Annotated in this window: 26 protein-coding genes; 5 read left to right on the top strand and 21 right to left on the bottom strand. The window is 75.2% G+C overall.

The window, feature by feature from the left end:
* Window positions 1-2: 2 nt before the first annotated feature.
* Window positions 3-542, bottom strand: coding sequence for an Lrp/AsnC family transcriptional regulator (locus UXQ13_RS12745; RefSeq protein ID WP_225232981.1), 540 nt, complete (start codon window positions 540-542; stop codon window positions 3-5).
* Between the two features lie 19 nt (window positions 543-561).
* On the opposite strand from UXQ13_RS12745, the gene UXQ13_RS12740 reads away from it, so the two are divergent.
* Window positions 562-792 (top strand): hypothetical protein, encoded by a 231-nt coding sequence (locus UXQ13_RS12740; RefSeq protein WP_225232982.1) that lies wholly within the window; start codon window positions 562-564, stop codon window positions 790-792.
* A gap of 63 nt (window positions 793-855) precedes the next feature.
* Here UXQ13_RS12740 and UXQ13_RS12735 read toward each other — a convergent pair whose 3' ends face one another.
* The 15 genes from UXQ13_RS12735 to UXQ13_RS12665 all read right to left on the bottom strand — a co-directional run bounded on the left by UXQ13_RS12735 (window position 856) and on the right by UXQ13_RS12665 (window position 15,427).
* Window positions 856-1,008: a hypothetical protein gene (locus tag UXQ13_RS12735; RefSeq protein ID WP_336392414.1), complete on the bottom strand. Its 153-nt coding sequence runs from the start codon at window positions 1,006-1,008 to the stop codon at window positions 856-858.
* A 335-nt stretch (window positions 1,009-1,343) separates the two neighbouring features.
* Window positions 1,344-2,309 carry a c-type cytochrome biogenesis protein CcsB gene (gene ccsB / locus UXQ13_RS12730; protein WP_225232984.1) on the bottom strand — a complete coding sequence of 322 codons (966 nt, stop codon included), beginning with the start codon at window positions 2,307-2,309 and terminating at the stop codon, window positions 1,344-1,346.
* Window positions 2,306-3,907: a cytochrome c biogenesis protein ResB gene (gene resB, locus UXQ13_RS12725; protein ID WP_225232985.1), complete on the bottom strand. Its 1,602-nt coding sequence runs from the start codon at window positions 3,905-3,907 to the stop codon at window positions 2,306-2,308. The genes ccsB and resB overlap by 4 nt, the downstream gene beginning before the upstream one ends.
* On the bottom strand, window positions 3,904-4,713 hold the full coding sequence (locus UXQ13_RS12720; RefSeq protein WP_225232986.1) for a cytochrome c biogenesis CcdA family protein: 810 nt from the start codon (window positions 4,711-4,713) through the stop codon (window positions 3,904-3,906). The genes resB and UXQ13_RS12720 overlap by 4 nt, the downstream gene beginning before the upstream one ends.
* Window positions 4,714-4,716: 3 nt before the next feature.
* A complete protein-coding gene (locus tag UXQ13_RS12715) occupies window positions 4,717-5,286 on the bottom strand; it encodes a TlpA family protein disulfide reductase (RefSeq protein ID WP_225232987.1) in 570 nt (189 codons plus the stop codon).
* A complete protein-coding gene (locus UXQ13_RS12710; RefSeq protein ID WP_225232988.1) occupies window positions 5,283-5,924 on the bottom strand; it encodes a histidine phosphatase family protein in 642 nt (213 codons plus the stop codon). The genes UXQ13_RS12715 and UXQ13_RS12710 overlap by 4 nt, the downstream gene beginning before the upstream one ends.
* On the bottom strand, window positions 5,921-7,276 hold the full coding sequence (hemL, locus tag UXQ13_RS12705; RefSeq protein WP_225232989.1) for a glutamate-1-semialdehyde 2,1-aminomutase: 1,356 nt from the start codon (window positions 7,274-7,276) through the stop codon (window positions 5,921-5,923). The genes UXQ13_RS12710 and hemL overlap by 4 nt, the downstream gene beginning before the upstream one ends.
* Complete coding sequence (locus UXQ13_RS12700; RefSeq protein ID WP_225232990.1) at window positions 7,273-7,770, bottom strand: hypothetical protein; 498 nt, start codon at window positions 7,768-7,770, stop codon at window positions 7,273-7,275. Before UXQ13_RS12700 ends, hemL begins: the two co-directional genes overlap by 4 nt.
* Entirely contained in the window at window positions 7,767-8,756 is a 990-nt protein-coding gene (gene hemB, locus UXQ13_RS12695; protein WP_336392413.1) for a porphobilinogen synthase, read from the bottom strand. The genes UXQ13_RS12700 and hemB overlap by 4 nt, the downstream gene beginning before the upstream one ends.
* Window positions 8,753-10,297 (bottom strand): uroporphyrinogen-III synthase, encoded by a 1,545-nt coding sequence (locus tag UXQ13_RS12690; RefSeq protein ID WP_225232992.1) that lies wholly within the window; start codon window positions 10,295-10,297, stop codon window positions 8,753-8,755. The genes hemB and UXQ13_RS12690 overlap by 4 nt, the downstream gene beginning before the upstream one ends.
* 91 nt (window positions 10,298-10,388) lie before the next feature.
* The gene (hemC, locus tag UXQ13_RS12685) at window positions 10,389-11,318 is read right to left on the bottom strand and encodes a hydroxymethylbilane synthase (protein WP_225232993.1); all 930 of its coding nucleotides are present in this window, start codon (window positions 11,316-11,318) and stop codon (window positions 10,389-10,391) included.
* Complete coding sequence (locus tag UXQ13_RS12680; RefSeq protein WP_336392412.1) at window positions 11,315-12,685, bottom strand: glutamyl-tRNA reductase; 1,371 nt, start codon at window positions 12,683-12,685, stop codon at window positions 11,315-11,317. The genes hemC and UXQ13_RS12680 overlap by 4 nt, the downstream gene beginning before the upstream one ends.
* Window positions 12,682-13,365 carry a redox-sensing transcriptional repressor Rex gene (locus UXQ13_RS12675; RefSeq protein WP_263639361.1) on the bottom strand — a complete coding sequence of 228 codons (684 nt, stop codon included), beginning with the start codon at window positions 13,363-13,365 and terminating at the stop codon, window positions 12,682-12,684. The genes UXQ13_RS12680 and UXQ13_RS12675 overlap by 4 nt, the downstream gene beginning before the upstream one ends.
* Before the next feature lie 246 nt (window positions 13,366-13,611).
* A complete protein-coding gene (locus tag UXQ13_RS12670; RefSeq protein ID WP_225232996.1) occupies window positions 13,612-13,851 on the bottom strand; it encodes a glutaredoxin family protein in 240 nt (79 codons plus the stop codon).
* Window positions 13,844-15,427 (bottom strand): AMP-binding protein, encoded by a 1,584-nt coding sequence (locus UXQ13_RS12665; RefSeq protein ID WP_225232997.1) that lies wholly within the window; start codon window positions 15,425-15,427, stop codon window positions 13,844-13,846. Before UXQ13_RS12665 ends, UXQ13_RS12670 begins: the two co-directional genes overlap by 8 nt.
* 279 nt (window positions 15,428-15,706) lie before the next feature.
* Here UXQ13_RS12665 and UXQ13_RS12660 point away from each other — a divergent pair, with 279 nt between their 5' ends.
* The 4 genes from UXQ13_RS12660 to UXQ13_RS12645 all read left to right on the top strand — a co-directional run bounded on the left by UXQ13_RS12660 (window position 15,707) and on the right by UXQ13_RS12645 (window position 20,099).
* Window positions 15,707-16,408, top strand: a complete 702-nt coding sequence (locus UXQ13_RS12660) for a sigma-70 family RNA polymerase sigma factor (RefSeq protein WP_336392411.1) — start codon at window positions 15,707-15,709, stop codon at window positions 16,406-16,408.
* A gap of 121 nt (window positions 16,409-16,529) precedes the next feature.
* Window positions 16,530-17,702 (top strand): DUF5667 domain-containing protein, encoded by a 1,173-nt coding sequence (locus tag UXQ13_RS12655; RefSeq protein ID WP_336392410.1) that lies wholly within the window; start codon window positions 16,530-16,532, stop codon window positions 17,700-17,702.
* Window positions 17,703-17,821: 119 nt separating this feature from the next.
* Window positions 17,822-18,736, top strand: a complete 915-nt coding sequence (locus UXQ13_RS12650) for an HAD family hydrolase (protein ID WP_225232998.1) — start codon at window positions 17,822-17,824, stop codon at window positions 18,734-18,736.
* A gap of 4 nt (window positions 18,737-18,740) precedes the next feature.
* Window positions 18,741-20,099: a CoA transferase gene (locus tag UXQ13_RS12645; protein WP_225232999.1), complete on the top strand. Its 1,359-nt coding sequence runs from the start codon at window positions 18,741-18,743 to the stop codon at window positions 20,097-20,099.
* A 5-nt stretch (window positions 20,100-20,104) separates the two neighbouring features.
* Here the strand turns inward: UXQ13_RS12645 and UXQ13_RS12640 are convergent, their stop codons facing one another.
* From UXQ13_RS12640 to proC, 5 genes are all read right to left on the bottom strand, one after another.
* Window positions 20,105-21,016 (bottom strand): lysophospholipid acyltransferase family protein, encoded by a 912-nt coding sequence (locus UXQ13_RS12640; RefSeq protein ID WP_225233000.1) that lies wholly within the window; start codon window positions 21,014-21,016, stop codon window positions 20,105-20,107.
* Window positions 21,009-22,112, bottom strand: coding sequence for an NAD-dependent epimerase/dehydratase family protein (locus UXQ13_RS12635; protein ID WP_225233001.1), 1,104 nt, complete (start codon window positions 22,110-22,112; stop codon window positions 21,009-21,011). Before UXQ13_RS12635 ends, UXQ13_RS12640 begins: the two co-directional genes overlap by 8 nt.
* Window positions 22,113-22,122: 10 nt before the next feature.
* Window positions 22,123-22,221 (bottom strand): 30S ribosomal protein bS22, encoded by a 99-nt coding sequence (locus UXQ13_RS12630; protein WP_018654693.1) that lies wholly within the window; start codon window positions 22,219-22,221, stop codon window positions 22,123-22,125.
* 383 nt (window positions 22,222-22,604) lie between these two features.
* Window positions 22,605-22,943: a helix-turn-helix domain-containing protein gene (locus UXQ13_RS23745; protein ID WP_336392409.1), complete on the bottom strand. Its 339-nt coding sequence runs from the start codon at window positions 22,941-22,943 to the stop codon at window positions 22,605-22,607.
* Between the two features lie 302 nt (window positions 22,944-23,245).
* Window positions 23,246-24,067 (bottom strand): pyrroline-5-carboxylate reductase, encoded by an 822-nt coding sequence (gene proC / locus UXQ13_RS12620; protein WP_225236141.1) that lies wholly within the window; start codon window positions 24,065-24,067, stop codon window positions 23,246-23,248.
* Window positions 24,068-24,168 lie beyond the last annotated feature (101 nt).

The following is a 24,168-nucleotide window of genomic DNA, read 5'->3' as shown; positions in this document are numbered from 1 at the left end:
GCTCACTCTTCGCGGCCATGACGGCCCTCCCACTTGGTCGACAGCACGACGGTCGTCCGGGTGCGCGAGACGCCCCGGATCCTGTTCAACGCATTGATGGTGTCCTCGAGTGCCGGGATGTCGGTCACCCGCACTTTGAGGACGTAGCCCTCGGTCCCCGCCGTCCGCCAGCAGTCCTGCACGGCGGGCAGCTCGGAGACCGCCTGCAGCATGCCCACGTCGTCGATCTCGTCGCTGTCGATGATCCCGACCAGCGCGGTGACGCCCAGCCCGACGGCCGCCGCGTTGACCACCGCGGTGTAACCGGTGATCACCCCGGCGGACTCCAGCTTGCCCACCCGCTCGTGCACCGCGGGGGCGGACAGACCGACCTGCCGGGCCAGCTCGGCGTAGCTCGCGCGCCCGTTGGCCTGCAGCAGCGCGAGCAGCTGCTCGTCGACGGCGTCGATGTCGTCCTCCGGGGTCGGTGGGGGTGGGCTGGGCGGCTGACCGCCCCGAGTATCGCCGGGGCGCCTACCCTGGGGTTCCGGTGGGTCGTGCACGGCGGGGAGAGGTGGACCAGTGGTCTTCTTGGTCATGCTGGTGATCGCGATCGCGGTCGTCGTGCTGGTGATGCGTGCTGCGGCCGTCCAGGGCGGCGACCAGGGCGGCGGCCCCGGCGGTCAGCGCCGGCCGCGCACCCCGCGGGGCCCGAAGCCCCCGCCGCGGATCATCGCCCCGGACGACGACCCGGACTTCCTGCGCGAGCTGGACCGCCGCACCCGCCGCGACGACGGCAGCACCTCCGCCTAGGGAAGGACCCCCTCGCCCCCGGTACCGCGCTCCGCGCGGCACGGGCCCCTGCGAGGGGGCCGGCTAGGCGACGCTGGTGGAGCGGCCCGACGCGCCGCCGCCGAACAGGCGACGCCAGCCCTGCCGGCGCACCGGCTGCTCCTCGGCCGTGGCCGCCCCACCGTGGGCCTGCTCGTCGGCCTCGCGGGCGGTTGCCTCGTCCAGCACGGCGAGCACCGACCCGTCGTCCTCGGGAGCGCGATCGACAGATCCGGCCGGTCGGTCCCCCGGCCAACCCAGACCCTCGCCGCGGCCCGGGGCCGACGGCCAGCCGACCTCGGTCGCCCGCAGCGGAGCATCGCCGTGCCCTCCCGGTCCGGTGCCGGGCTGCCGGCGCTCCAGCGCATCCGCCACCAGGGGGTGCACGGTGGCCCCGTCATGGGCCGAGTGCTTACCCACGGTGGGGTCCTGAGCGGTCGTCCATCCCAGCAGCGTCCCACGGAACTGCAGGGACGGCACCCGAAACGCTCCCGTAACCCCGGAAAGGATGACGGAGAGTGATCAGGAGCGGGTCACTTCAGCCCGCCGTAGGAGTGCAGGCCGGTCGACACCATGTTCACGTACAGCAGGTTGAAGACCATGACGCCCAGGCCCACGACGTTCACCCAGGCCGACGGACGACCGCGCCAGCCGGCGGTGGTCCGGGCGTGCAGGTAGGCGGCGTACACCACCCAGGCGATGAAGGCCCACGTCTCCTTCGGGTCCCAGCCCCAGAAGCGGCCCCAGGCGCTCTCGGCCCAGATGGCGCCGGCGATGACCGCGAACGTCCAGATCGGGAAGCCGAAGACGACCGTGCGGTGCGCGGTGCGGTCCAGCGCGGCGGCCGAGGGCAGCCGGTGCACGATCCGGGACAGCGGCTGCTCGCCGGCGGCGACCTTGGCCTCGTACCGCGAACGCACCAGGTACATCACGCTGGCGATGCCGGAGACGAAGAAGATGCCGAAGCCGAGGATCGCGGTGGTGACGTGCACGGCCAGCCAGGCCGAGCGCAGCGCGGCCACCAGCGGGCCCGCCGAGGCATAGAGGAACAGCCCGATGCCGACCATCGAGAGCACGACCGGGGCGAGCACGAAGACCCCGATGTGCCGCAGGGACGGCGTCCGGACGGCAAGCACCAGGTAGACCACGACGGCGACGAGCACGACCGCGGTGCCGAACTCGTACATGTTGCCCCAGGGCAGCCGGCCGGTGGCCGTGCCGCGGGTGACCAGCACCCCGGCCTGGACCAGTGCACCGAGCGCGGTCAGCCCCATGGCGACCATGCCCCAACGCCGGGCCTTCGCGGGCTCGTCGTCGACGTCCCCGCCCGCGGCGGGGTTCACCGGGGCACCGCCGCCGGCGGCGACCAGCTCGCGGGCGGGGGCCTTCCGGCCACCGAAGGCGAGCTCGGCGCAGAAGGCCACCACCGCCAGCGAGTACAACCCGACCGCGATCGAGAAGAGCGTGTCCGACAGCGCGGCGAGCGATTCGTCTGTCACGAGCTGGGGTTCTCCTGACTGCGGGTCCGGCGGGCGAGTGCCGCCGCGACGTCGTCGGTGAGTGCGGTGAAGCGCGGTGCGGTGTCGGCGCTGCCGCGGGTGAGGGCCCCGACCGCCACGACGGTACCCGGACCGTCGGGGCCGGCGGTCGCGCGGGCGAACACCCGCTCCCGGCGCAGCAGGAGCATCCCCAGCAGCCCGACCAGGATGGCGACGGCCGCGCCGAGCACCCAGACCTGGCCCGGGTCGTGGGACAGCTGCATGGCGGCGAACTCCTTCACCCCGGAGAACGTGACCACCGTGCCGTCGGCCAGCGTGGTGGACTCCCCGACCTTGAGGTTGGCCTGCCCGACGCGCTCGAGGGTGCCGCGGTCGATCTGGGTCTGGTCGATGGAGTAGACGCTCTGCGGCAGGCCGGAGTCCAGGCCCAGGTAGCCCTCGTAGATGATCAGGGCGACCTGCGGGTCCAGCGGGCGCGGGTCGATCGAGGTCAGCACGCCGCCCTGCACGGAACCGGTCGGGGCGAAGAAGCCCTCGAGGGCCAGTTGGGTGTCGGTGCCGGGCACGTCGGGCAGCTTGAGCGCACCCTGGCTGCCCAGGGTCTGCAGGTCCGAGGGCAGGAACGGGGCCGAGATGTCGGTGAAGGACTCACCGTCCGGGAACGTCACGCTGAACACCGGGGAGAACCCGTGCCCGGTGACGTACACCCGGCCGCCGTCGGCACGCAGCGGGCTGTTGACCCCGATCGTCGTGTTCCGCGAGGCAGAACCAGCCAGGCCGTAGTCGATGTCGGCGGTGAAGGAGGCCGCGGTGAGGTTCTCCTCGTAGACGGCCCGGAAGTCCTGGAGGGTCACGCACAGCGGCGTCATGTCCGCCGCGTCCACCAGGGCTCCCTCCCGGTAGTTGTCGTACTGCTGGAACGTGTTGCAGAACCGGTCACCCTCGGTGACCAGGATGCTGCCCTCGTAGCCCCACAGCTTGCCGCCGGCCAGGCCCAGCAGGAGGGCCAGCAGGGCGAAGTGGAACACGACGTTGCCGGTCTCCTTGAGGAACCCCTTCTCCGCCGAGAGCTCGGGGCCGTTCTTGCCGTCCCGGCGGACCACCCGGAACCGGCGGACGCGCAGCTCCTCCTCCACGACGTCCAGGGCCGCCGCGGCGTCCAGCTCGGAGTCGATCGTGCGGTGGTCGGGGAGCCGGTGCAGGTGCCGCGGGGCCGGCGGGGGCGCGGCAACGACGGCCCGCGCGTGCTCGATCGCCCGCGGGACCACGCAGCCGATGAGGGAGATGAACAGCAGCAGGTAGATGGCGGCGAACCACGGCGAGCCGAAGACGTCGAAGAGGAACAGCTTGTCCAGCACCGGCGCGAGGTCGGGGTGCTCGGCGAAGTAGCCGGTGACCTGGCTCTGGGACAGCGACCGCTGCGGCAGCAACGACCCGGGTATGGCCGCGACGGCGAGCAGGAACAGCAAGATCAACGCCGTCCGCATGGCCGTGAGCGACCGCCACCAGCGCAGCAGGGTCGACCGCACAGCGCCCCACCGGGACGGGGCGGACGGCGGCACGGGGGCCGCCGCGGCCTTCTCGATCGTCGTCGTCACAGGAAGAACCCTCCCAGACCGGTCGCGGCGAGCCAGGAGCGGAACCAGATCATGCCCTCGGTCCAGAGCCCGCTGAGGAGGAGGAGACCGACGACCACCAGCACGGCACCGCCGAACCGGCTGACCGCGGCGGCGTGCCGGCGGAGGAACCCGGTGGCCCCGACGGCCCACCGAGCCCCCAGTGCGACCACGACGAAGGGCAGCCCGAGGCCGAGGCAGTAGGCGACGCCCAGCAGCGCCCCGCGCCCGGCGGTCGCCTCGGCGAAGGCCAACGAGTTGACCGCCGACAGCGTGGGGCCCAGGCACGGCGTCCAGCCCAGCCCGAAGACGACGCCCAGGAGCGGCGCTCCGGCCAGCCCGGTGGCGGGCCGGATCGACAGCTTCTTGGTGCGCTGCAGGAACGGCAGCCACCCCAGGAAGCCCAACCCGACGAGGACCGTCACGCCGCCCATCACCCGGGTGATCTCGTCGTTGTAGACCAGCAACCAGCGCCCGAGCCCACCGAACAGGGCACCGAAGGCCACGAAGACGGCGGTGAACCCCAGCACGAACAGCAGCGCCCCGGCGACCATCCGACCGCGCGGGGGCCGCTCGTCGGTCCGGACGGCGGTCGCCACGGCGCCCTCGCCGGCCGGCTGCGGCGCGTGGGCGCCGGTGCCGACCAGGCCGGTCACGTAGGAGAGGTAGCCGGGCACCAGCGGCAGCACGCACGGCGAGGCGAAGCTGATCAGCCCGACCAGCGCGGCGACCGCGGCAGCCACGAGGAACGGCCCGTCGAGCACGACCTGCTGGAAGGTCTCCCCCACCGGTCAGCCCTCCGCGACGAGCGCGTCGAGGGTGGTCCGCAGGTCGTCCTGGCTGACCTCGCCGGTGTAGACCGCGGCCACCCGCCCGTAGCGGTCCAGCACGATCGTCGACGGGATAGCCGAGGCCGGGTAGTCCCGGAAGGCCAGCGCGACCTCCCCGGCGGGGTCGAAGAGCGAGGGGAAGGTGATGCCCTGGTTGTCCACGAACGCCTCCGCGAGCTGCTGCTGGTCCTTCACGTTGAGCCCCAGGAACTGCACGCCCTGGTCGGCGACGTCGTCGTAGACCTCCTGGAACTGCGGGGTCTCGACCCGGCAGGGGGCGCACCAGGAACCCCAGAAGTTGAGCACCGCGACGTCACCGTCCAGCTCTGCGGAGTCCCAGTCCCCGCCGTCGAGCAGGGTGCCGGAGAACTGCGGCGCCGAGGCCCGCTCGCCCTCGGCGATCACCTCGCCGGCCGGGGTGCCGGCGACGAACCGGAACTCCCCGCCGTTGTTCACGTCCACCTGGTCGGCCCCGGTCGAGCAGCCCGCGACGGCCAGGACGGCGGCCAGGGCGACGAGCAGCTTCCTCATGCCCCACCCACCGTGCCCGTGCCGGCGGGCCCCGCGGGCTCGGCGTAGTCGACGCGGACCAGCTCGTCGCCGGCGTAGGTCAGCGAGGTGACGCTGGCCAGCCCGCACTGCCGCTTGCGGGGGTCGTGCAGGTAGCTGCGGCCCTCGACGGTGAGCCGGAGGGTCCAGATCGGCAGCTGGTGGCTGACGCACACCGCGGCCGAGCCGCGGGCGGCGTCCCGGGCGGTGTGCACCGCACCGAGCATGCGCGCGGCGATCTCGCGGTACGGCTCGCCCCAGGACGGCGTGGACGGGTTGCGCAGCCGCCACCAGTTGCCCGGGTGCTTGAGCGCGCCGTCGCCGACGCCGAAGGTCTGGCCCTCGAAGTCGTTGCCGGCCTCGATCAGCCGGTCGTCGGTGGCGATCGGCAGGTCCAGCAGCTCGCCGATCGGCGCGGCGGTCTCCTGCGCGCGCTGCAGCGGGGAGGCCACCAGGTGGGTGATCGGCCGGTGCCCGCCGAACCACTCCGCGGCGGTGCGGGCCATGCCGTGCCCGGCCACGGAGAGGTGGAACCCGGGCAGCCGGCCGTAGAGCACGCCGGTGGGGTTGAACACCTCGCCGTGCCGCATCACGTGCACGGTGGTCAGCTCGGCGGTCACGGCTGCAGCGCCTGGGCGTCGTGCGAGACCGCCGGGGCGGTCCCGGGGGCGGCGGCCGCGGCGGCCCGGGCGGCGGCCGGCAGCGCGTCCAGCACGTGCTGCACGGCCTCGTCGTCCATCGCGGCGTTGACGAACCAGGACTCGAACGCCGACGGCGGCAGGTAGACCCCGGCAGCCAGCATCGAGTGGAAGAACGCGGTGTGCCGGGCGGTCTCCTGCGTGCGGGCGTCGTCGTAGTCGCGCACCTCGCGGCCGTCGGGCACGAAGAAGACGGAGAACATGGAGCCCGCGGACTGCATGCGGTGCGCCACCCCGGCCGCGGTCAGCTCGGCGGCCACGGCCTCGCGCAGGGTGCCGGCGACGGCGTCGCAGCGGGCGTAGACCTCGTCGGTGCACAGCCGGAGCGTGGTGAGCCCGGCGGCGACCGCGACGGGGTTCCCGGCCAGGGTGCCCGCCTGGTAGACCGGCCCGACCGGGGCCAGCTGCTGCATGAGCTCGCGCCGGCCGCCGAAGGCCGCGGCGGGCAGCCCGCCGCCCATGACCTTGCCGAAGGTGACGAGGTCGGCGTCGTAGTGCTCGGCGCCGCGCCAGCCCGAGCGGCTGACCCGGAAGCCGGTCATCACCTCGTCGACGACCAGCAGGGCCCCGTGCGCGGCGGTGATCCGGCGGAGCGCGGCGTTGAAGCCGTCCGCCGGGGGGACGACGCCCATGTTGCCGGCGGCGGCCTCGGTGATGACGCAGGCGATCTCGGCGCCCCGCTCGGCGAACACGGCCTCGACCGCGGCGACGTCGTTGTAGGGCAGCACGACGGTGTCGGCGGCGGCGCCGGTGGTCACGCCCGGGGTGTCCGGCAGACCGAGGGTGGCGACGCCGGAGCCGGCCGAGGCGAGCAGCGCGTCGACGTGGCCGTGGTAGCAGCCGGCGAACTTGACCACGACGGCCCGGCCGGTGGCGCCGCGGGCCAGCCGGATCGCCGACAGCACGGCCTCGGTGCCGGAGTTGACCAGCCGGACCTGCTCGACGCCGGCCCGCTGCACGATCTCGGTCGCCAGCTCGACCTCGCCGGCGGTCGGGGTGCCGAAGGAGAACCCGCGGGACGCCGCGTCGGTGACCGCGGCGACCACCTCGGGGTGCGCGTGGCCCAGGATCATCGGGCCCCAGGAGCTCACCAGGTCGACGTAGCGGCGCCCGTCGACGTCGGTGATCCAGGGACCGGAGCCCGAGGCCATGAAGCGCGGGGTGCCGCCGACGGCGCGGAACGCGCGCACCGGGGAGTTGACCCCGCCGGGGGTCACCGCGGCGGCGCGCTCGAACAGGTCGGCCGAGGCGGGGGCGTCGTACGGGTAGGTCACGGCTCCACTGTCCCAGGCTGCGCATCCGGGCCGGCGGCCCCCGTCAGAGCTGTGCGCAGGGCAGCGGTCAGCTGTGCGGGGCGCCGGGTGGGCACCAGCACCGTCGTCCCGTCGGTGCGGCGCAGCGGCAGGCCGACCCGGCCCTTGGGCACGTCGGCCCCGCCGCCCAGCACCGGGGCGCCGACGTCCACGCCCGCCACGCCGTCCACGGACGCCGGGTCGAGCTCGGTCAGCGGCAGCCGCTCCCGGCCGACGGTGAGCCCGGCCTCGGGCCCGCGGTCGACGACGGTGACCGTCCACACCCGGTTGGCCGACACCGCGCCGGTCGCCACGATGCCGAGCACCACCACGACGGCGAGCACCCACAGCAGCAGCGGGACGTCGCCGCCGGGCAGCACGACGTCGGCCACGGCCAGCACCACGAAGATCGCGGCTAGACCGGCGAACGTGCGCCAGGAGCCGCCGGGCTCGGTGTAGGCCGGCTCGGTGCTCATCGGAGCCAGCGCGCTGCCTCGACCGCCCAGTAGGTCAGCACGGTGCCCGCACCGGCACGGCGGATCGAGGTGAGGGTCTCCAGGACTGCGCGGCGGCGGTCGATCATGCCGTGCGCGGCGGCCGCCTCGACCATCGCGTACTCCCCGCTCACCTGGTAGGCGCTGACCGGGACGTCCACCGCATCGGCGACCTGCCGGACGATGTCCAGGTAGGGCAGCGCGGGCTTCACCATGACGGCGTCGGCGCCCTCGGCGAGGTCCTGGGCCACCTCGCGCAGCGCCTCGGCCGCGTTCGGCGGGTCCATCTGGTAGGTCGACCGGTCCCCGAACTGGGGGGCGCCCTCGGCGGCCTCGCGGAACGGGCCGTAGAAGCCCGAGGCGTACTTGGCCGCGTAGGCCAGGATCGGCACCTCGGTGAAGGCCGCGGAGTCCAGGCCGGCCCGGATCGCGGCGACCTGGCCGTCCATCATCCCGCTGGGGGCCACCAGGTGCGCCCCGGCCTGGGCCTGGGCGATCGCGATCGCGGCGTACCGGTCGAGGGTGGGGTCGTTGTCCACGACCCCGGCGGGGGTGACCACGCCGCAGTGCCCGTGGTCGGTGTACTCGCACAGGCACAGGTCGGCCATGAGCACGAGCTCGTCGCCCAGGTCGGCCCGCAGCTGCTGCAGCGCCACGTTGACGATGCCGTCGGCGGCGTCGGCCTGGGAGCCGACCGGGTCCTTCTCCGACGGGATGCCGAAGAGCATGAGCCCGCTGATCCCGACCTCGGCCGCCTCCTGCGCGGCCCGCCGCACCGAGTCCAGCGTGTGCTGGACGACGCCGGGCATCGAGGAGATCGGCACCGGCTCGGTGATGTCCTGCTTGACGAACACCGGCAGGGCGAAGTCGGCGGGGGCCCGCCGGGTCTGCGCGGTCATCCGGCGCAGCGCCGGCGTCGAGCGCAGCCGCCGTCCCCGCGCGAAGCCCGGCGAACCCCCGCCGGTCACTCCGCTGCCCCGCCCTCGGCCTCGGCCCGGCGGGCCTCGGCGTGCGCGGCGAGCGCGTCCACCAGCGGGCCGACCGCGGCGGTCTCGGGCTGGACGTCGACCCGCAGGCCGAACTCCGTGGCGCTGGCCGCGGTGGCCGGGCCGATCACCGCGACGACGGTGCGGGCGTGCGGCTTGCCCGCGATGCCGACCAGGTTGCGCACGGTCGAGGACGAGGTGAAGCAGACGGCGTCGAAGCCGCCGCCCTTGATCGCCTCGCGCACCGCGGCCGCCGGCGGGGCGGCCCGCACGGTCCGGTAGGCGGTGACGTCGTCGACCTCCCAGCCGCGGTCCTTCAGGCCCGCGGTCAGGGTCTCGGTGGCGATGTCGGCGCGGGGCAGCAGCACCCGGTCGATCGGGTCGAACACGTCGTCGTAGGGCGGGAAGTCCACCAGCAGGCCCTCGGAGGACTGGTCGCCGGAGGGGACCAGCTCGGGCACGATGCCGAACTCGCGGACCGCCTGGGCGGTCTGCTCGCCGACGCAGGCCACCTTGACCCCGGCGAACGCGCGGGCGTCCAGGCCGAGCTCGGTGAACTTCTCCCGGACCGCGCGGACGGCGTTGGTCGAGGTGAAGATGATCCAGCCGTAGCGGCCGGTGACCAGGCCCTTGACGGCACGGTCCATCTGGGCCGGGCTGCGCGGGGGCTCCACGGCGATGGTGGGCACCTCGACCGGCACGGCGCCGTAGGCCCGCAGCCGCTCGCTCATGTCGCCGGCCTGCTCCTTGGTGCGGGGCACCAGCACGCGCCAGCCGAACAGCGGGCGGGACTCCCACCAGCCGAGCTTGCCGCGCTTGTCCACGACCGAGCCGACGGTGACCACGACCGAACCGGTCATCGACTCGGTCCCGGCGTCCTTCTCGGCGATCGCGGCCAGCTTGGCCACGACGCTCTTCTGCGAGGTGCCGGTGCCGTCGGCGGTGACCACGACCGGGGTCGAGCCGGGCAGGCCGCCCTCGACCAGGCCGGCGGCGATCCCGGGCAGCGACTCGGCGTGCACCTGCAGCACCAGCGGGCTGCCGGTGCCGGCGCTGGCCGCGGCCAGGGCGCCCAGGTCGACCGGCTCCTCGCCGCGCAGGTCGGCCTGGACCGACCCGGCGCCGATGGCGACCCCGGCGTAGGCCGGCACCGCGGTGCCCACGGCCACGCCCGGGACGACGTCGAAGGGCACGCTCGTCCGGGTGACCGCGAGGGTCTCCTTGACCACGGCGTCGGTGGTGAACGGGTCACCGGCGACCAGCCGGACGACGACCGAGCCGTTCTTGGCGGCCGCGACGGCGGCCTTGGCCACCTCGGCCGGCTCGCCGGTGGCGACGGTCAGCTCGAGGTCGGGGTGCACCTCGCGGATCGCGTCGGTCAGCGGCGTCGGGACGTCGGCGTCGGCCAGCACCAGGTCGGCGGCGGCCAGCGCGTCGGCGGCGCGGGTCGTGAGCAACCCGGGGTCGCCGGGGCCACCGCCGACGAAGACGACTCGGCCGGTCTGCTTGCGTGAGCGCGTCATCGCGTGCTCTCCATCTCCGACCCCGGGGTGGGGTCGCTTGCGGTCGAACAGGGGGAATGGGGTGTGGCTGGGGTGCGGGGCGTGCGGTGGTTCACCGGCTGGCCGCCACGAGGGCGGCCGCACCGCGGTCGAGCAGCTCGGCGGCGAGCTCGCGGCCCAGCCGGGCCGCGTCGGTCGCCGGCCCGGACGTCGAGCCGCGGACGGCGTCGCTGCCGTCGATCGCGGTGACCGAGGCCCGCAGGTAGATCTCGTCGCCGCCGTCCTCGGCCTCGCCGATCTCGGCGTGGGCCGCGACCGGAGCACTGCACCCGGCCTCCAGGGTGGCCAGGACGGAGCGCTCGGCGACGACGCAGGCCCGGGTCCCGAGGTCGTCGAGGCCCGCGAGCAGCGCCCGGGTGACCTCGTCGTCGCTCCGGCACTCCACGGCCAGGGCTCCCTGCGCGGGGGCGGGGAGAACCTGGAGCGGGTCGAGCACCTCGGTGACCGCGTCCAGCCGGCCGAGACGGGCCAATCCTGCCCGGGCGAGGACCACGGCGTCCAATTCGCCGGAGGTCACCTTGCCCATCCGGGTGTCCACGTTCCCCCGGATCGGCACCACCTCCAGGCCCAGGCCCAGCGCGCGCAGCTGGGCGACCCGGCGGGGGGCGCCGGTGCCGACGGTGGCGCCGGCGGGCAGCTCGCCGAGGGTCAGGCCGTCCCGGGCCACCAGGGCGTCGCGGGGGTCCTGGCGCGGCGGGATCGCGGCGATGACCAGGCCGGGGTCCTCGGCGGTGGGCAGGTCCTTGTAGCTGTGCACGGCCACGTCCACGGTGCCGGCGTGCAGCGCGTCGCGCAGCGCGCTGACGAACACCCCGGTGCCGCCCAGCTGGCTGATCGCCGCGGCCGACCGGTCACCGGCGGTCGTGATGTGCACCAGCTCGACCGGGCGCCCGCTGGCCGCGGTGATCGCGTCGGCCACGTGCCCGGACTGGGTGAGGGCCAGCTCGCTGCGCCGGGTGCCCAGCCGGATCGGCGCGCTCACGGCAGGTCCCGGTCGGCCGCGAGCTGGTCGCGCGCGCCGGTCCCGGCCGGGTCGACGGTCACCGCGTCGGCCAGCACCGTGGTGTCGGCGTCCAGCCCCAGGCCGAACAGCGCCCGGAGGGCGTCGGCGTAGTCGGTGCCGCCCGGCGAGCTGGCCAGCTCCTTCACCCGGACGGTGGGCTCGTGCAGCAGCTTGTCGACCACCCGGCGCACGGTGCGGGCGACCTCGGCCCGGGACCGGGCGTCGAGGTCGGGCAGCCGGGTGGACAACCGGAGCAGCTCGGCGTCGACGACCACGGCGGCCTGGCTGCGCAGGGCCGACACGGTCGGGGCCACCGCGGCGGCCAGCCGCTCGGCCCGCAGCAGGGAGGTCTCCAGCTCGACCAGGGCGTGCGCGGCGGCGATGTCGTCGGCGGCCACCGAGCCGGCCACCGGCTCGCCGGGGCGCGCGGCCCGCTCGCCCTGCAGCATCGCCAGGTCCACGACGTGCACGCCGGGCAGGGTGCCCACGGCGGCGTCGACGTCGCGGGGCAGGGCCAGGTCGACCACGACCAGCGGCCGGTCGCGGCCGACCATGGCCGAGGTCACCAGGTCGGTGCCGATGACCGTGCCGGTCGCGCCGGTGCAGGTGACCAGGACGTCGGCGTCGGCGAGCTCGGAGCCGAGGTCCTCGAGGTCGACGGCGCGGCCGCCCAGGGAGTCGGCCAGCCGCAGCGCCGTGCCCGGCGTCCGGCTCGTGATCGTCACGGCGGCGCCGCGCCGGGCCAGGGTGGTGGCCGCCAGCGCGCCCATCGACCCGGCGCCGACGACGAGCACCGGCCGACCGGCCAGGTCGCCGATCCGGTCGGTGACCCGGTCCAGGGCCACCGAGACCAGCGATGCGCCGGCCCGGTCGATGCCGGTCTCGCTGTGCACCCGCTTGCCGACCCGCAGCGCCCGCTGGGCGATCGGGTGCAGCTCGCGGCCGATGGTGCCCTCGGCCTGGGCCAGGGCGTAGGCCGCGCGCAGCTGGCCCAGCACCTGGGTCTCCCCGACCACCATGGAGTCCAGCCCGGCGGCCACGGTGCACAGGTGGCCGATGGCCTGGTCCTCGTAGTGCACGGTCACGTAGGGCGAGAGGTCCTCGACCCCGGCGCCGGCGTGCCGGGCCAGCACCCGGCTGACGTCGGTGACGCCGCCGTGGAACCGGTCGACCTCGGCGAAGATCTCGACCCGGTTGCAGGTGGCCAGCACCAGCGCCTCTGACACGTGCTCGCAGTCCAGCAGCTCGTGCAGGGTCTTCACGGTGTCGTCGCCGTTCATGGCGACCTGCTCGAGCAGGGTCACCGGCGCGGTCTGGTGGCTGATGCCCACGGCGAGGAGGCTCACGGGAGAGCCACCTGCTCGGTCTCCCGGTCCGCCACGAGGTGCACACCCTTCTGCTGGTCCAGGAACGCCAGCACCTGCAGCTCCACCGACAGGTCCACCTGCCGGACGTCGACCCCGGCGGGGACGACCAGCGCCACCGGCGCGAAGTTCACGATGCTGCGGACGCCGGCGGCGACCAGGCGGTCGCACACCTGCTGGGCCACCACGGCGGGGGTGGTCACCACCGCGATGGTCACGCCGTGCTCGGCGACGACGTCCTCGAGGTCGTCGACCGGGCGCACCGCGGTGCCGCCGACGACCTCGCCGACCCGCGCCGGGTCGGCGTCCAGCAGCCCCACGAAGGAGAAGCCGCGGCTGCCGAAGCCGGCGTAGCCGGCCAGCGCCGAGCCCAGGTTGCCCATGCCGACCAGCACGCAGGACCGGGCCTCCTCGACGCCCAGGGCGCGGGCCAGCCGCTCGCGCAGCGCCGGGACGGCGTAGCCCACGCCGCGCACCCCGCACGGGCCGAGGTAGGACAGGTCCTTGCGCAACCCGGCCGGGTTGACCCCGGCGGCCGAGGCCAGCTCGCCGCTGGAGACCGAGCTGCGGCCACCCTCGGCCAGCCCGGTGAGCACCCGCAGGTACACCGCGAGGCGGGCGACGGTGGCCTCGGGGATGACCCGGGCCCGCGGCTCGCTCATGCGCTCTCCTCGATCGGCCCGCTCGGGGCACCCCCGGGGACGGCGGACGGGCAGGGTCCGGGCGTCTCCACGGCGAGCCGCGCACACGGGGCGGTGTCGCGGACATCGGGGGGTGTCTACCGGCCCTCTGCTGGCTCCGGCGCTGCCCACGGTAACCGCTTGTGAACGTCGGAACAAAGTTCGCGGGCGCATCCCTGCAGGTCACCGCCGTCCGGTGTGTCCGACGCCACCCGTGCGGCGGCCAGCTCAGCCCGCCGCGAGGTCCCGGCGCAGCCGGTCGACGTCGACGGTGAAGTAGCTGTGCTCCCGTCCGTCGAGCAGGACGACGGGCACGCGGTCCCCGTACTCGGCCTGCAGCTCGGGGTCGGCGTCGACGTCGACGGGGGTCACGGTCAGCCCGTGCTCGGCCGCCACCCGGTCCAGGGTCTCCGCGGCGACCTCGCACAGGTGGCACCCGGCCCGGGTGAGCAGCTGCAGCTCAGCCATCGACGCCCTCCGCGTGCTGGGTCTCCTCGGCGACCAGGTGCAGCCCGAGCTCGCGCAGCCGGGCCCGGCTGACCTTGCCGGTCAGCGAGTGCGGCAGCTGGTCCACGAAGTGGATGCTGCTGGGGATCTTGAACCGGGCCAGCGAGCGCGCGGCGAACGTGCGTAGGTCCGCGGCGTCCAGCGCGGACCCCTCGGTCCGGACGACGACCGCGCGCACCGACTCCCCGGTGCGCTCGTCGGGCAGCCCGATGACCGCGGCCTCGGCGACCTCGGGGTGGGTCTCCAGCACCCGCTCGACCTCCAGCGGGTACACGTTGAACCCGCTGACCAGCACCAGGTCGCGGCGGCGGTCGACCAGGTGCAGGTCGCCCTGGGCGTCGCGGTAGGCGATGTCCCCGGTGAGCAGCCAGCCCTCGTCGTCGGGACCGTCGGCGCCGTCGGGCCAGTAGCCGGCGAACAGGTTCGCCCCGCGCACGCACACCTCGCCGGCGCTGTCGGGCGGGTCGTCGCCGAACGGGTCGCCGAAGACGTCCTCGCGGACCTTGCTGCCTGGGTCCGGGCCGGCACCGGGGCCACCGGCGCTGTCCCGCAGCACAAGCTCCACCCCGGGGACCGGCGCCCCGATGCAGGCCGGCTTCGCCCGGCCGGTGACCAGGGTCGTGGCCAGCACGGGCGCGGCCTCGGTGAGCCCGTAGCCCTCCCACACCGTGACCGCGGCCCGGTCCCGCATCGCCGTCCAGACCCGGGGGGCCAACGGCGCGGACCCCGAGCTCGCCGTGTGGACGGCGGCGAACGCCCGGCGCAGGGCGGTGTCGGACCCGGCGGCGTCGGCCGCGGCCAGCCAGGCCTGGTACATCGGCGGGGCGGCGGGCACCGCGGTGACGCCCTCGGCGGCCATCAGCGCGAGCGTGCCGGTGGGGTCGAAGGCGGGCACGACCACCCCGCAGGAACCGGTGGCCGCGACCAGGCCGAGGCCGCCGTTGAGGCCGTAGACGTGGAACAGCGGCAGGGCCAGCAGCACGACGTCGCCGGGGCGGACCGGGGCCGGCTGCACCGCGAGCACCTGCTGCTGGTTGGCCAGCAGCGCGGCGTGCGTGAGCATCGCCCCGCGCGGGCTGCCGGTGGTGCCGCTGGTGTAGCCCAGCAGCGCGAGTGCCTGCGGGTCGTCGGGGTCGACCGGCGGTTCCCCGTCGGCGGCCGGCGGGCCGACCACGACGGCCGCCCCGGCCAGCTCCTCGCGGGGCTGCGCGGTGACCAGCGCCCGTGCGCCGGAGTCGGTGAGCAGGTGCGTCAGCTCGGGGTCGGTGTAGGCGGTGTTGACCGGGACGACGACCAGGCCGGCGCGCAGCGCGCCCACCACGGCGAGCACCCAGTCGATGCCGTTGGGCAGCTGGACGGCGACCCGGTCGCCGGCGGCCATCCCGAGCCCGGCCCACCCCGCGGCGGTGCGGTCGACCTGCGCCGAGAGCTCCGCCCAGGTCAGCCGGCGGTCCCCCTCCACGAGGGCCGGTGCCGACCCGTGGGCCTGCGCCGCGGCGCGGACCAGACCGTGGAACGTGCGGGCTGCTGGGGCCACCGGGGCACACCCTCCTCCACCGGGGCGGCCGGGTGGCCGCTGGCCGGTCTCCTTCTCGCGTGGACGCGGACGCCCGATGTTGTCACCATGGGGCCGACCTGCGCAGGTCAGGGCCCGGGTGCGGCCGCCGGGTCCTGCGCCGCCGACCACGACGGAGGGACCGCATTGCCCCTCCAGGGTCGAGCCGGCGGTGCGGCCGCCGACGTGTCGGGCCGCGACCCCGCGCGTCCCCGGCCGACCCCGCGCCCCCGCACGACGACACCGGTCCCCCGCCGCCCGGTGGACGAGCAGCCGACCGGCGCCCACCGGGCGCCCGCTCCCCCGCCGGTGGTCCGTCCCCCGGCGCCGGTCGAGCCCGAGGTGCCGGAGGTCCTCGAGGTCGACGAGGTCATCGAGGTCGAGGAGGAGGTCCCGGCCGAGCCGGAGGGCGAGGAGCAGGTCGCCGTCTGGGCGCTGGTGGAGCGGGCCCAGGCCGGGGAGGCCGAGGCGTTCGGCCAGCTCTACGACCGGTACGCCGACATGGTGTTCCGGTACCTCTACCACCGGGTGTCCGACCGGCAGACCGCCGAGGACTTCACCAGCGAGACCTTCGTGCGGGCGCTGCGCCGGATCGACTCGCTGTCCTTCCAGGGCCGCGACGTCGGTGCCTGGCTGGTCACCATCGCCCGCAACATCGTCCGCGACCACGTGAAGAGCAGTCGGTTCCGCCTGGAGGTCACCACCGCCGACATGCGCGACGCCGACCGGGTGACCGCCGGCCCGGAGGACGCGGTCCTGCAGGGGCTGACTAACGCGGAGCTGCTGGCCTGCGTCGCGCAGCTCGGCGACGAGCAGCGCGAGTGCATCGCGCTGCGTTTCCTGCAGGGGCTGTCGGTGGCCGAGACGGCGGCCGCGATGGGCAAGAAGGACGGCGCGATCAAGGCCCTGCAGCACCGGGCCGTGAAGCGGCTGGCCGGCCTGCTGCCGGAGGGACTGCGATGACCCGGGCGGGTGTGGTCGCAAGTTACCCTCGGGTACCCCGTACCGGGTGGCGCACCCGGTCGTTGAGCGCACTGACCCGGTCCACCGGGTCGACGGGTGTGCGCGGGGATCGGGGAGCACGGTGAACGACGCGGAGCTGCAGACGGCCCTGGCCGCGCGCCTGCGGTCGCTGTCCCGGGACGAACCCGACCTCACCGCCGACGTGCGGGCCGCGCAGCGTGCGCGGCTGGTGGCGATGGCCGCCGTGCGATCGGTGGGGGCGACCGCCGTCCGGACCCCGGACGCCGGGGCCAGCCGCTGGCAGCGGCTGCTCGCCGGGCGGGCCGACGACGCGCCGGTCAGCCGCTGGCGCACCCGGCTGACGGCCGGGCTGGTCGGGGCCGCGATGTCGGTGGGCGCGCTGTCCGGTCTGCTGGCGCTGGCCCAGGACGCCGAACCCGGCGACCTGCTCTACGGCCTCAAGCGCGGCGGCGAGGAGACCCAGCTCGCGCTGGCCTCCGACGAGGACCGCGGGCTCACCCTGCTGACCTTCGCCAGCACCCGGCTGGCCGAGCTGGCCGACCTCACCGGCTCCGAGGCCGGCGCCGCACCGGCCTCGGTGGGCGGTGACCTGCCGGGCACCGGCGTGGCCGCCTCCGGGGCGGACGCCGGGACCGTGGTCGACGTGCTGACCACGATGGACGACCAGACCATCGAGGGCACCGCCGCGCTGACCACCACCGCGGTCCAGGCCGGCGACGAGGCTGCGCTGGACACGCTGGCGGAGTGGACGACCGGTCAGCGGGCGGGGCTGGACGCACTCGACGTCCCCGTCGGCGCCGAGGAGGCGGTGGCCGCATCGGTGGGCCTGGTCGACGAGGTGGCCGCCCGCGGCGCGGCGCTGCAGGCCGTGCTGGCCTGCCCCGCCGGCGCGGCGGACGCCGGCAGCGACCGGCTGGGCGTCGTCCCCGGGCCGTGCCTGGCCGACGTCCCGGTGCCGACGTCCTCGGCGACGCCGTCGACGGGCGCGGGCACCACCGTCGCGCCGGGTGCGCCGACCGCCCAGGCCCCGGCCCCCGGCGCTCCGGCGCAGCCGACGACCACGGTGCCCGGCCAGTCCGGCGGCGGTGCGGGGGCCTCGACACCGGCCCGGACGTCGACCCAGGCCCCGGCGCCGGCGCCGGCCCCGGCGGGCACCACCGTCCCCGCCCTGCCCACGCCCGCGGTGACCACCACCGTCCCGCCGCTGATCGACGTGCCCCTGCTGCCCTCGACGACGATCTGCGTCGGCGGCCTCATCTGCATCGGCGACTGACCGCCCCTCGACCACATCGGCCACCCCCACCGCCGGGGCCGGGGTGTCGGCGGGGGCGGCTAGGGTCGGGACCAGCGTGCGGGGTCGTGCCCCGCGGTCTCGAGGAGGGGGGCGGACGCGTGGTCCGAGTGCCGTTCCGCGGTCGACGCGCCCGCCTGCCGGGTGACCTGGCCGACGAGGAGACCCGCGCCCTCGTCGCCGGCGCCGCGGCCGCCGCAGCCGCCCAGGTCGAGGCCGCACCCGTGGTCGAGCCCGACCGCACCGGTGCCGCGTTCTTCGACTGCGACAACACGATGATGATGGGCGCCTCGCTGTTCTGGTTCGCCCGCGGGCTGGCCGCCCGCAAGTACTTCACCGGCCGCGACGTGGCCTCCTTCATCTGGCAGCAGGCCAAGTTCCGGGTCGCCGGGTCCGAGTCCGCCGTGGACATGCACACCGTCCGGGACAACGCGCTGGCCTTCATCGCCGGCCGGTCGGTCGAGGAGATCTCCGCGGCCGGCGAGGAGATCTACGACGAGCTGATGGCCGACCGGATCTGGGCCGGCACCCGGGTGCTGGCCCAGGCCCACCTGGACGCCGGGCAGCGCGTCTGGCTGGTGACCGCCACCCCGATCGAGCTGGCCTCGGTCATCGCCCGCCGCCTCGGGCTGACCGGCGCGCTGGGCACCGTCTCGGAGATCGTCGACGGCAAGTACACCGGTCGGCTGGTCGGCGAGCTGATGCACCACGAGGCCAAGGCGCAGGCGGTCCGGGCGCTGGCGGAGCGGGAGGGGCTGGACCTCACCCGGTGCACGGCCTACAGCGACTCGTCCAACGACCTGCCGATGCTCTCCCTGGTCGGCACCGCGGTCGCGGTCAACCCGGACACCGAGCTCAAGGCGGTCGCCCGGTCCCGCGGCTGGGCGGTCAAGGACTTCCGCACCGGCCGCAAGGCCGCCCGGATCGGCGTCCCCACCCTGGGCGCGGCCGCGCTCGGCGGCGGTGCGGTCTCCGGTGTGCTGGCCCTCCGACGCCGCAACCAGTGGCCGTTCTGACCCGGTGACCGGACCGGTCGGCCCGCTGGGGGCGGTGGCCGCGCAGGCCTGGGCGGACCTCGGCGGGGACGCCGCGGAGCTGGACCTGGTGCGGGCCACGCCGGCCCCGCTGCCCTCCCGCCTGCAGGCCGGCGCCCTGGCCGTGGACGCCGTCGGCGTCGTCTCGCTGGCCGGGCAGCTGTGCGCCGCCGACCGGGTGGGCCGGGATGCCCGGCCGCTGCAGGTCGACGGGCTCGCGGTGGCCGCCTCGTTCGGCAGCGACCGCCTGTTCCGGCTGGACGGCGCCGCCCCGACGGCGTTCGCGCCGCTGTCTGGGTTCTGGCCCGCTGCCGACGGGTGGGTCCGCACCCACGGCAACTACCCGCACCACGCGGCCCGGTTGCGGTCGCTGCTGGGCCTGGACGACGCGGCCGGACCCGACCAGGTCCGCGCCGCGCTGGCCCGCCGTCCGGCGCAGGAGCTGGAGGACGCGGCCGCCGGGGCCGGTGCGCTGGTGGTCGCCGTCCGGAGGCCCGAGGAGTGGTCTGCGCACCCCCAGCAGCACGCCGTCGCCCGGCGGCCGCTGGTGCTGCGCGAGCTCCTGGGGCCGGCCGCACCCCGGCCCTGGGCCGGCGTGGGCACGGCGCCGCTGGACGGCGTCCGGGTGCTGGACCTCACCCGGGTGATCGCCGGGCCGGTGGCCGGCCGGGACCTGGCCCTGCTGGGCGCCCGGGTGCTGCGGGTCGACCCGCCCGAGCCGCGCGAGATCGAGTGGCAGCACCTGGACACCGGGCAGGACAAGCACTCGGCGCTGCTCGACCTGGCCCGCGAGCCCGAGGTGCTCGACGAGCTGCTGCGCGGCGCCGACGTCGTCCTCACCGGGTACCGGCCCGGGTCGCTGGACCGGTTCGGGTTGACCCCGGCGGCCCTGGCGGAGCGGCACCCCGGCGTCGTGGTGGGCAGCGTCAGCGCCTGGGGCACCTCCGGGCCGTGGACGCACCGCCGCGGCTTCGACAGCTTGGTGCAGGCCACCACCGGGATCGCCGTCGTCGAGAGCCCGGACGGCGTCGTGCCGGGTGCGCTCCCGGTGCAGGCGCTGGACCACGCCTCGGGCCACCTGCTGGCCGCCGGGGTCGCCGCCGCCCTGCGGGACCGGGCCCGCGGGGGTGGGTCGCACGCGGTGTCGGTCGCGCTGGCCCGGACCGCGCTGGCCCTGCAGCAGCCGGGGACGGGGCCGCGGTCGGCGGGCACGCCGGCCGAGCTCCCCGTGGTCGGCGCCGGGCGGGTGCGGTGCGCCGCCCCGGTGCTCGCGCACGAGGGGGCGCCGCACGACTACGCCCGGCTCGGTGCCCCGTGGGGCGGTGACCCGGCGCGCTGGTGGTGACCCGCTCAGCTGAAGACGGAGCGGCGCTGCAGCAGCAGCTGGTAGAGCGACTGCTGGATGGTCTCGCGGACCTGGTCGGTCAGGTTGAACACCAGCATCGGGTCGTCGGCGGCACCGGGGCCGTAGTGGGCGGTCTCGATGGGCGTGCCGAAGGCGATGAACCACTTGGACGGCAGCGGCACCAGGCCCAGCGGCCCGAGCAGCGGGAACGTCGGGGTCACCGGCAGGTAGGGCAGCCCCAGGATCCGCGCCGCGGTCTTGGCGTTGCCGATCATCGGGTAGATCTCCTCGGCCCCGACGATGGCGCACGGCACGATCGGCGCCCCGGTGCGCAGCGCCGCGGTCACGAACCCGCCCCGGCCGAACCGCTGCAGCGTGTACCGCTCACTGAAGGACTTGCCGATGCCCTTGAAGCCCTCCGGGAAGACGCCGACCAGCTCGCCGTCGGTGAGCAGGCGCTCGGCGTCCTCGTTGCAGGCCAGGGTGGCGCCGAGCTTGCGGGCCATCGCGCCGATGAACGGGAACTGGAACACCAGGTCCGCGCCGAGCAGCCGGAACCGCCGGGACGCCGGGTGCTCGTCGTGCAGCGCGACGGTGGTCATCAGCGCGTCGAGCGGGATCGTGCCGGAGTGGTTGGCCACCACGAGGGCGCCGCCGACGTCGGGGATGTTGGACAGGCCCTGGGTCTCGACCCGGAACCACTTCTGGAACAGCGGGCGGAGCACCGGCATGAGCAGGTGGTCGGCCAGGTCGGGGTCGAAGCCGAACTCGTCGGTCTCGTACTCCCCGGTCAGGCGGCGGCGGAGGAACTCCAGCCCGCCGGCGACCTGGTCGTCCCAGCCGGGCTCGGCGGCGGGGGGCTCGACCGGATCGTCGGGGCCGTCGGGGTGCAGCCGGATGACGCGGGCCTCAGGCATCGCGCACCGCCCGGAGGCCGCCGACCGGGGTCGGCGCCGACCGCTGGCTCAGCGAGCTCCACACCGAGGCCAGGCGGCCCACGGTGGCCTCCGCGGTCTGCACCACGGAGCCCACCACGTCCCGGTCGACCACCGGGACGACGGTGCGGCCGTAGTCGGCCAGCGCCTGCGCCGTGGTGTACCGCGGGGTGTAGCCGAACTCCTCGCGCAGCACGCGGGTGTCGACCACCCGGCCGAAGTTGAGGAACCGGAGCTGCTCGGGCGAGTAGTCGGTGATCCGCGCCTGCCGGGTCAGCCGACCCAGCGGCGCCATGGCCTGCTCGGGCAGGGGCAGCGGCACCCGGCCCAGCCGACGGATCGCCTGGGACAGCAGCACGGTGCCCCCGGCGCCGACGTTGACGGTGCCGGCGAAGTCGCCGGTGGTCGCCTTCACCAGGACCGCGACGGCGTCGTCCTCGTGCAGCAGCTGGACCCGGGCGTCAAAGCCCAGCGCGGTGGGGACGACGGGCATCCGCAGGAAGCCGGTCAGCAGCGAGTCGATCCGCGGGCCGATGAAGTTGGTGAACCGCAGCACGGCCACCCCGACCTCGGGGCGCCGGCGGGCGAAGGACCGGACGTAGCCCTCGATGTCCAGGCTGTCCTTGGCGAAGCCGCCGCCGGGCACCCGACGGGCCTGCATCGTCTCGGTGAAGACGGCGGGGTCGCGGGGGCTGGCCCCGTAGACGGCGCTGGTCGACTTGAGGACCAGGCGGCGGACCGAGGGCACCCGCTGGCAGGCGGCCAGCAGCTGCATCGTGCCGATGACGTTGAGCTCCTTCATCGACGTGCGGCCGCCGCTCCCCCCGGGGGTGGAGCTGATGTTCATGTGCACGACGGTGTCGACGCCGGCGGCGGCGATGACCTTGCCGATCAGCGGGTTCCGGATGTCGGCCCGCACGAACTCGGTGCGACCGAGGCGGCGCAGCGCCTCGGGGCCGGGGGTCACGGTGTCCACCCCGAGGACCCGCTCCACGGAGGGGTCTGCGGCGAGCTCGGCCGCCAGCGCCCCGCCCAGCCACCGGCTCACACCGGTGACGAGGACGACCGCGGGCGGCACGAGCCTCAGCTCACTTCTTGTTGCGACGCTGGATGCGCGTCTTCTTGAGGAGCTTGCGGTGCTTCTTCTTCGCCATCCGCTTGCGGCGCTTCTTGATGACCGAACCCATGGTGATGCTCCCGACGTCGAGGTCGCGCGGGGCCCGGAGCGATGACCGGAGGTCATGCCGGGCACCGCGCGAGGGTGTTCAGCTCGTGTGCGGCGGCCACCTGCGGCGAGGTGGACGACGCTCGACGGTCGAGACTACCTGGTGCCCCGGCGGGGCGGCCCCGTCGCGTGGCCGGGCCGCGGCCGGGTCACTGCGGGCGGCGGGCGCCGGGAGCGGCCGGGGACGTCGAGGTCCCTCCGGGCCGCGGTGGAGCGGTGCTGCCGTGCTGCCGTGCGGGTGGAGCGGGCGCGACCGCCCGCGGGGAGCCGCCGTCGGATCCCGACGACGGCGACCCCGTACGGAGGCGACGCTGGTGGTACAGGTGACGCGGTGGAGCAGCCCTCTTAGGCGATGTCGGTGTACGCGTCGCGCAGGTAGTCCTGCACGGCGCGCTCGGGCACCCGGAAGGAGCGGCCGACGCGGACGGCGGAGAGCTCACCGCCGTGCACGAGGCGGTAGACGGTCATCTTGGAGACCCGCATCATCGCGGCGACCTCGGCGACGGTCAGGAAGGTGACGGCCGAGCGCTGCGGCTGGGCCGGCAGCTGACGGTTCACCGGGGCGGCGGCCGGATGGGCGGCGGGCACCGGGCGGGCGACCGAGGCGGCCGAGACCGGGCGGCCGACCGGACGGGGGCCGGGCTGCGAGGGGCGGACCTGGTAGGCGCGCTGGGGCATGGTCATGGTGTTTCTCCTCCGCTACTGCACGTATCGGTCCGTCGGCTTCCCCACCGGCGGTCGGGTCACGTACGTGCTGGGAGAAACGTTAGGGGCCTGGTGGGGCAGAAGCGATGGGTGAATCGAACAGGCGGACCGGTCCGTCCTGGTCACTTGTCGACACGACTGACAGTGCTCGGTTGTTCACGGGGCGTCTATGACATGTCGACACGGCGACACGGCCCCTCAGCCCCGGCACATGTTCCCAACACGAACCGTTCGGCGTTGTGCACTCACGCAGCGTGAGCACCGGAAGAAATTTCCGCCGATCAGCGGCCGAGCTCCACCGAACGGTCGTGCGCGGCCTCGATCGCGGCGATCAGGGCGGCCCGGACGCCGTGCCGCTCGAGCTCGCGGATGGCGGCGATCGTCGTCCCCCCGGGGCTGGTGACCGCCTCGCGCAGCTGCACGGGGTGCTCCCCGGAGTCCCGCAGCATCGTGGCCGCGCCCAAGGCGGTCTGCACGATCAGGTCGGCGGCCAGCGTGCGCGGCAGGCCGAGCAGGATCCCCGCGTCGATCATGGCCTCGACCAGGAAGAAGAAGTAGGCCGGCCCGCTGCCCGACAGCGCGGTGACGGCGTCCTGCTGGGACTCCGGCACCCGCCGCACCTGCCCCACGGCCGACAGCAGGGCCTCGGCCTCGTCCAGGTGCTCGGGGGTGGCGTGTGCGCCCGCGGACAGCACGCTCATCCCCTCGTCGACCAACGCCGGGGTGTTGGGCATGACCCGGACGACGGCCGTCCCGGTGGGCAGCGCGGCCTCGATGCGGGCGGTGGGCACGCCCGCGGCGACCGACACGACCAGGTGACCCGGGTCGACGTGCGGGGCCAGCAGCGCCAGCAGCGCGTCGACGTCCTGCGGCTTGACCGCCACCAGCAGGACCCGGCAAGCCGCCGCGGCGCCCGCCAGGTCCAGGGACCGGACGCCGTACCGCTGGACCAGCTGGGCGGCCCGCTCGGGGCTCCGCTCCACCACGACGATGCCCTCGGCGGCGCCGGGTCGGCGGACCAGCCCGGAGACCAGCGCCTCCCCGATCTTGCCGCCGCCGACGACGGCGAGCCCGGAACGCTGCGGTGTGGGTGCGCTGGTCACCCGCAGGACGCTAGCGGGGCGACCTGGGCCCCGGTGCGGACGGCGGCCTAGATGAGTAAGTCCGATTGGATCAGTGGTCGTAGGCGATCAGTGATCTTGTG

Source organism: Klenkia terrae, assembly GCF_037083865.1.
Taxonomy (GTDB): domain Bacteria; phylum Actinomycetota; class Actinomycetes; order Mycobacteriales; family Geodermatophilaceae; genus Klenkia; species Klenkia terrae.
Note: the sequence above shows the minus strand (reverse complement) of the source record. Positions and strands in the feature narration are given on the sequence as shown.

Excerpts from the sequence above, each read along its gene's own strand:
- UXQ13_RS12640 (WP_225233000.1), bottom strand. The coding sequence starts at position 21,016 with ATGCCTGAGGCCCGCGTCATCCGGCTGCACCCCGACGGCCCCGACGAT.
- UXQ13_RS23745 (WP_336392409.1), bottom strand. The coding sequence starts at position 22,943 with ATGACCATGCCCCAGCGCGCCTACCAGGTCCGCCCCTCGCAGCCCGGC.
- UXQ13_RS12700 (WP_225232990.1), bottom strand. The coding sequence starts at position 7,770 with ATGAGCACCGAGCCGGCCTACACCGAGCCCGGCGGCTCCTGGCGCACG.
- UXQ13_RS12690 (WP_225232992.1), bottom strand. The coding sequence starts at position 10,297 with ATGACGCGCTCACGCAAGCAGACCGGCCGAGTCGTCTTCGTCGGCGGT.
- UXQ13_RS12675 (WP_263639361.1), bottom strand. The coding sequence starts at position 13,365 with ATGAGCGAGCCGCGGGCCCGGGTCATCCCCGAGGCCACCGTCGCCCGC.
- UXQ13_RS12670 (WP_225232996.1), bottom strand. The coding sequence starts at position 13,851 with ATGGCTGAGCTGCAGCTGCTCACCCGGGCCGGGTGCCACCTGTGCGAG.
- UXQ13_RS12715 (WP_225232987.1), bottom strand. The coding sequence starts at position 5,286 with ATGAGGAAGCTGCTCGTCGCCCTGGCCGCCGTCCTGGCCGTCGCGGGC.
- UXQ13_RS12630 (WP_018654693.1), bottom strand. The coding sequence starts at position 22,221 with ATGGGTTCGGTCATCAAGAAGCGCCGCAAGCGGATGGCGAAGAAGAAG.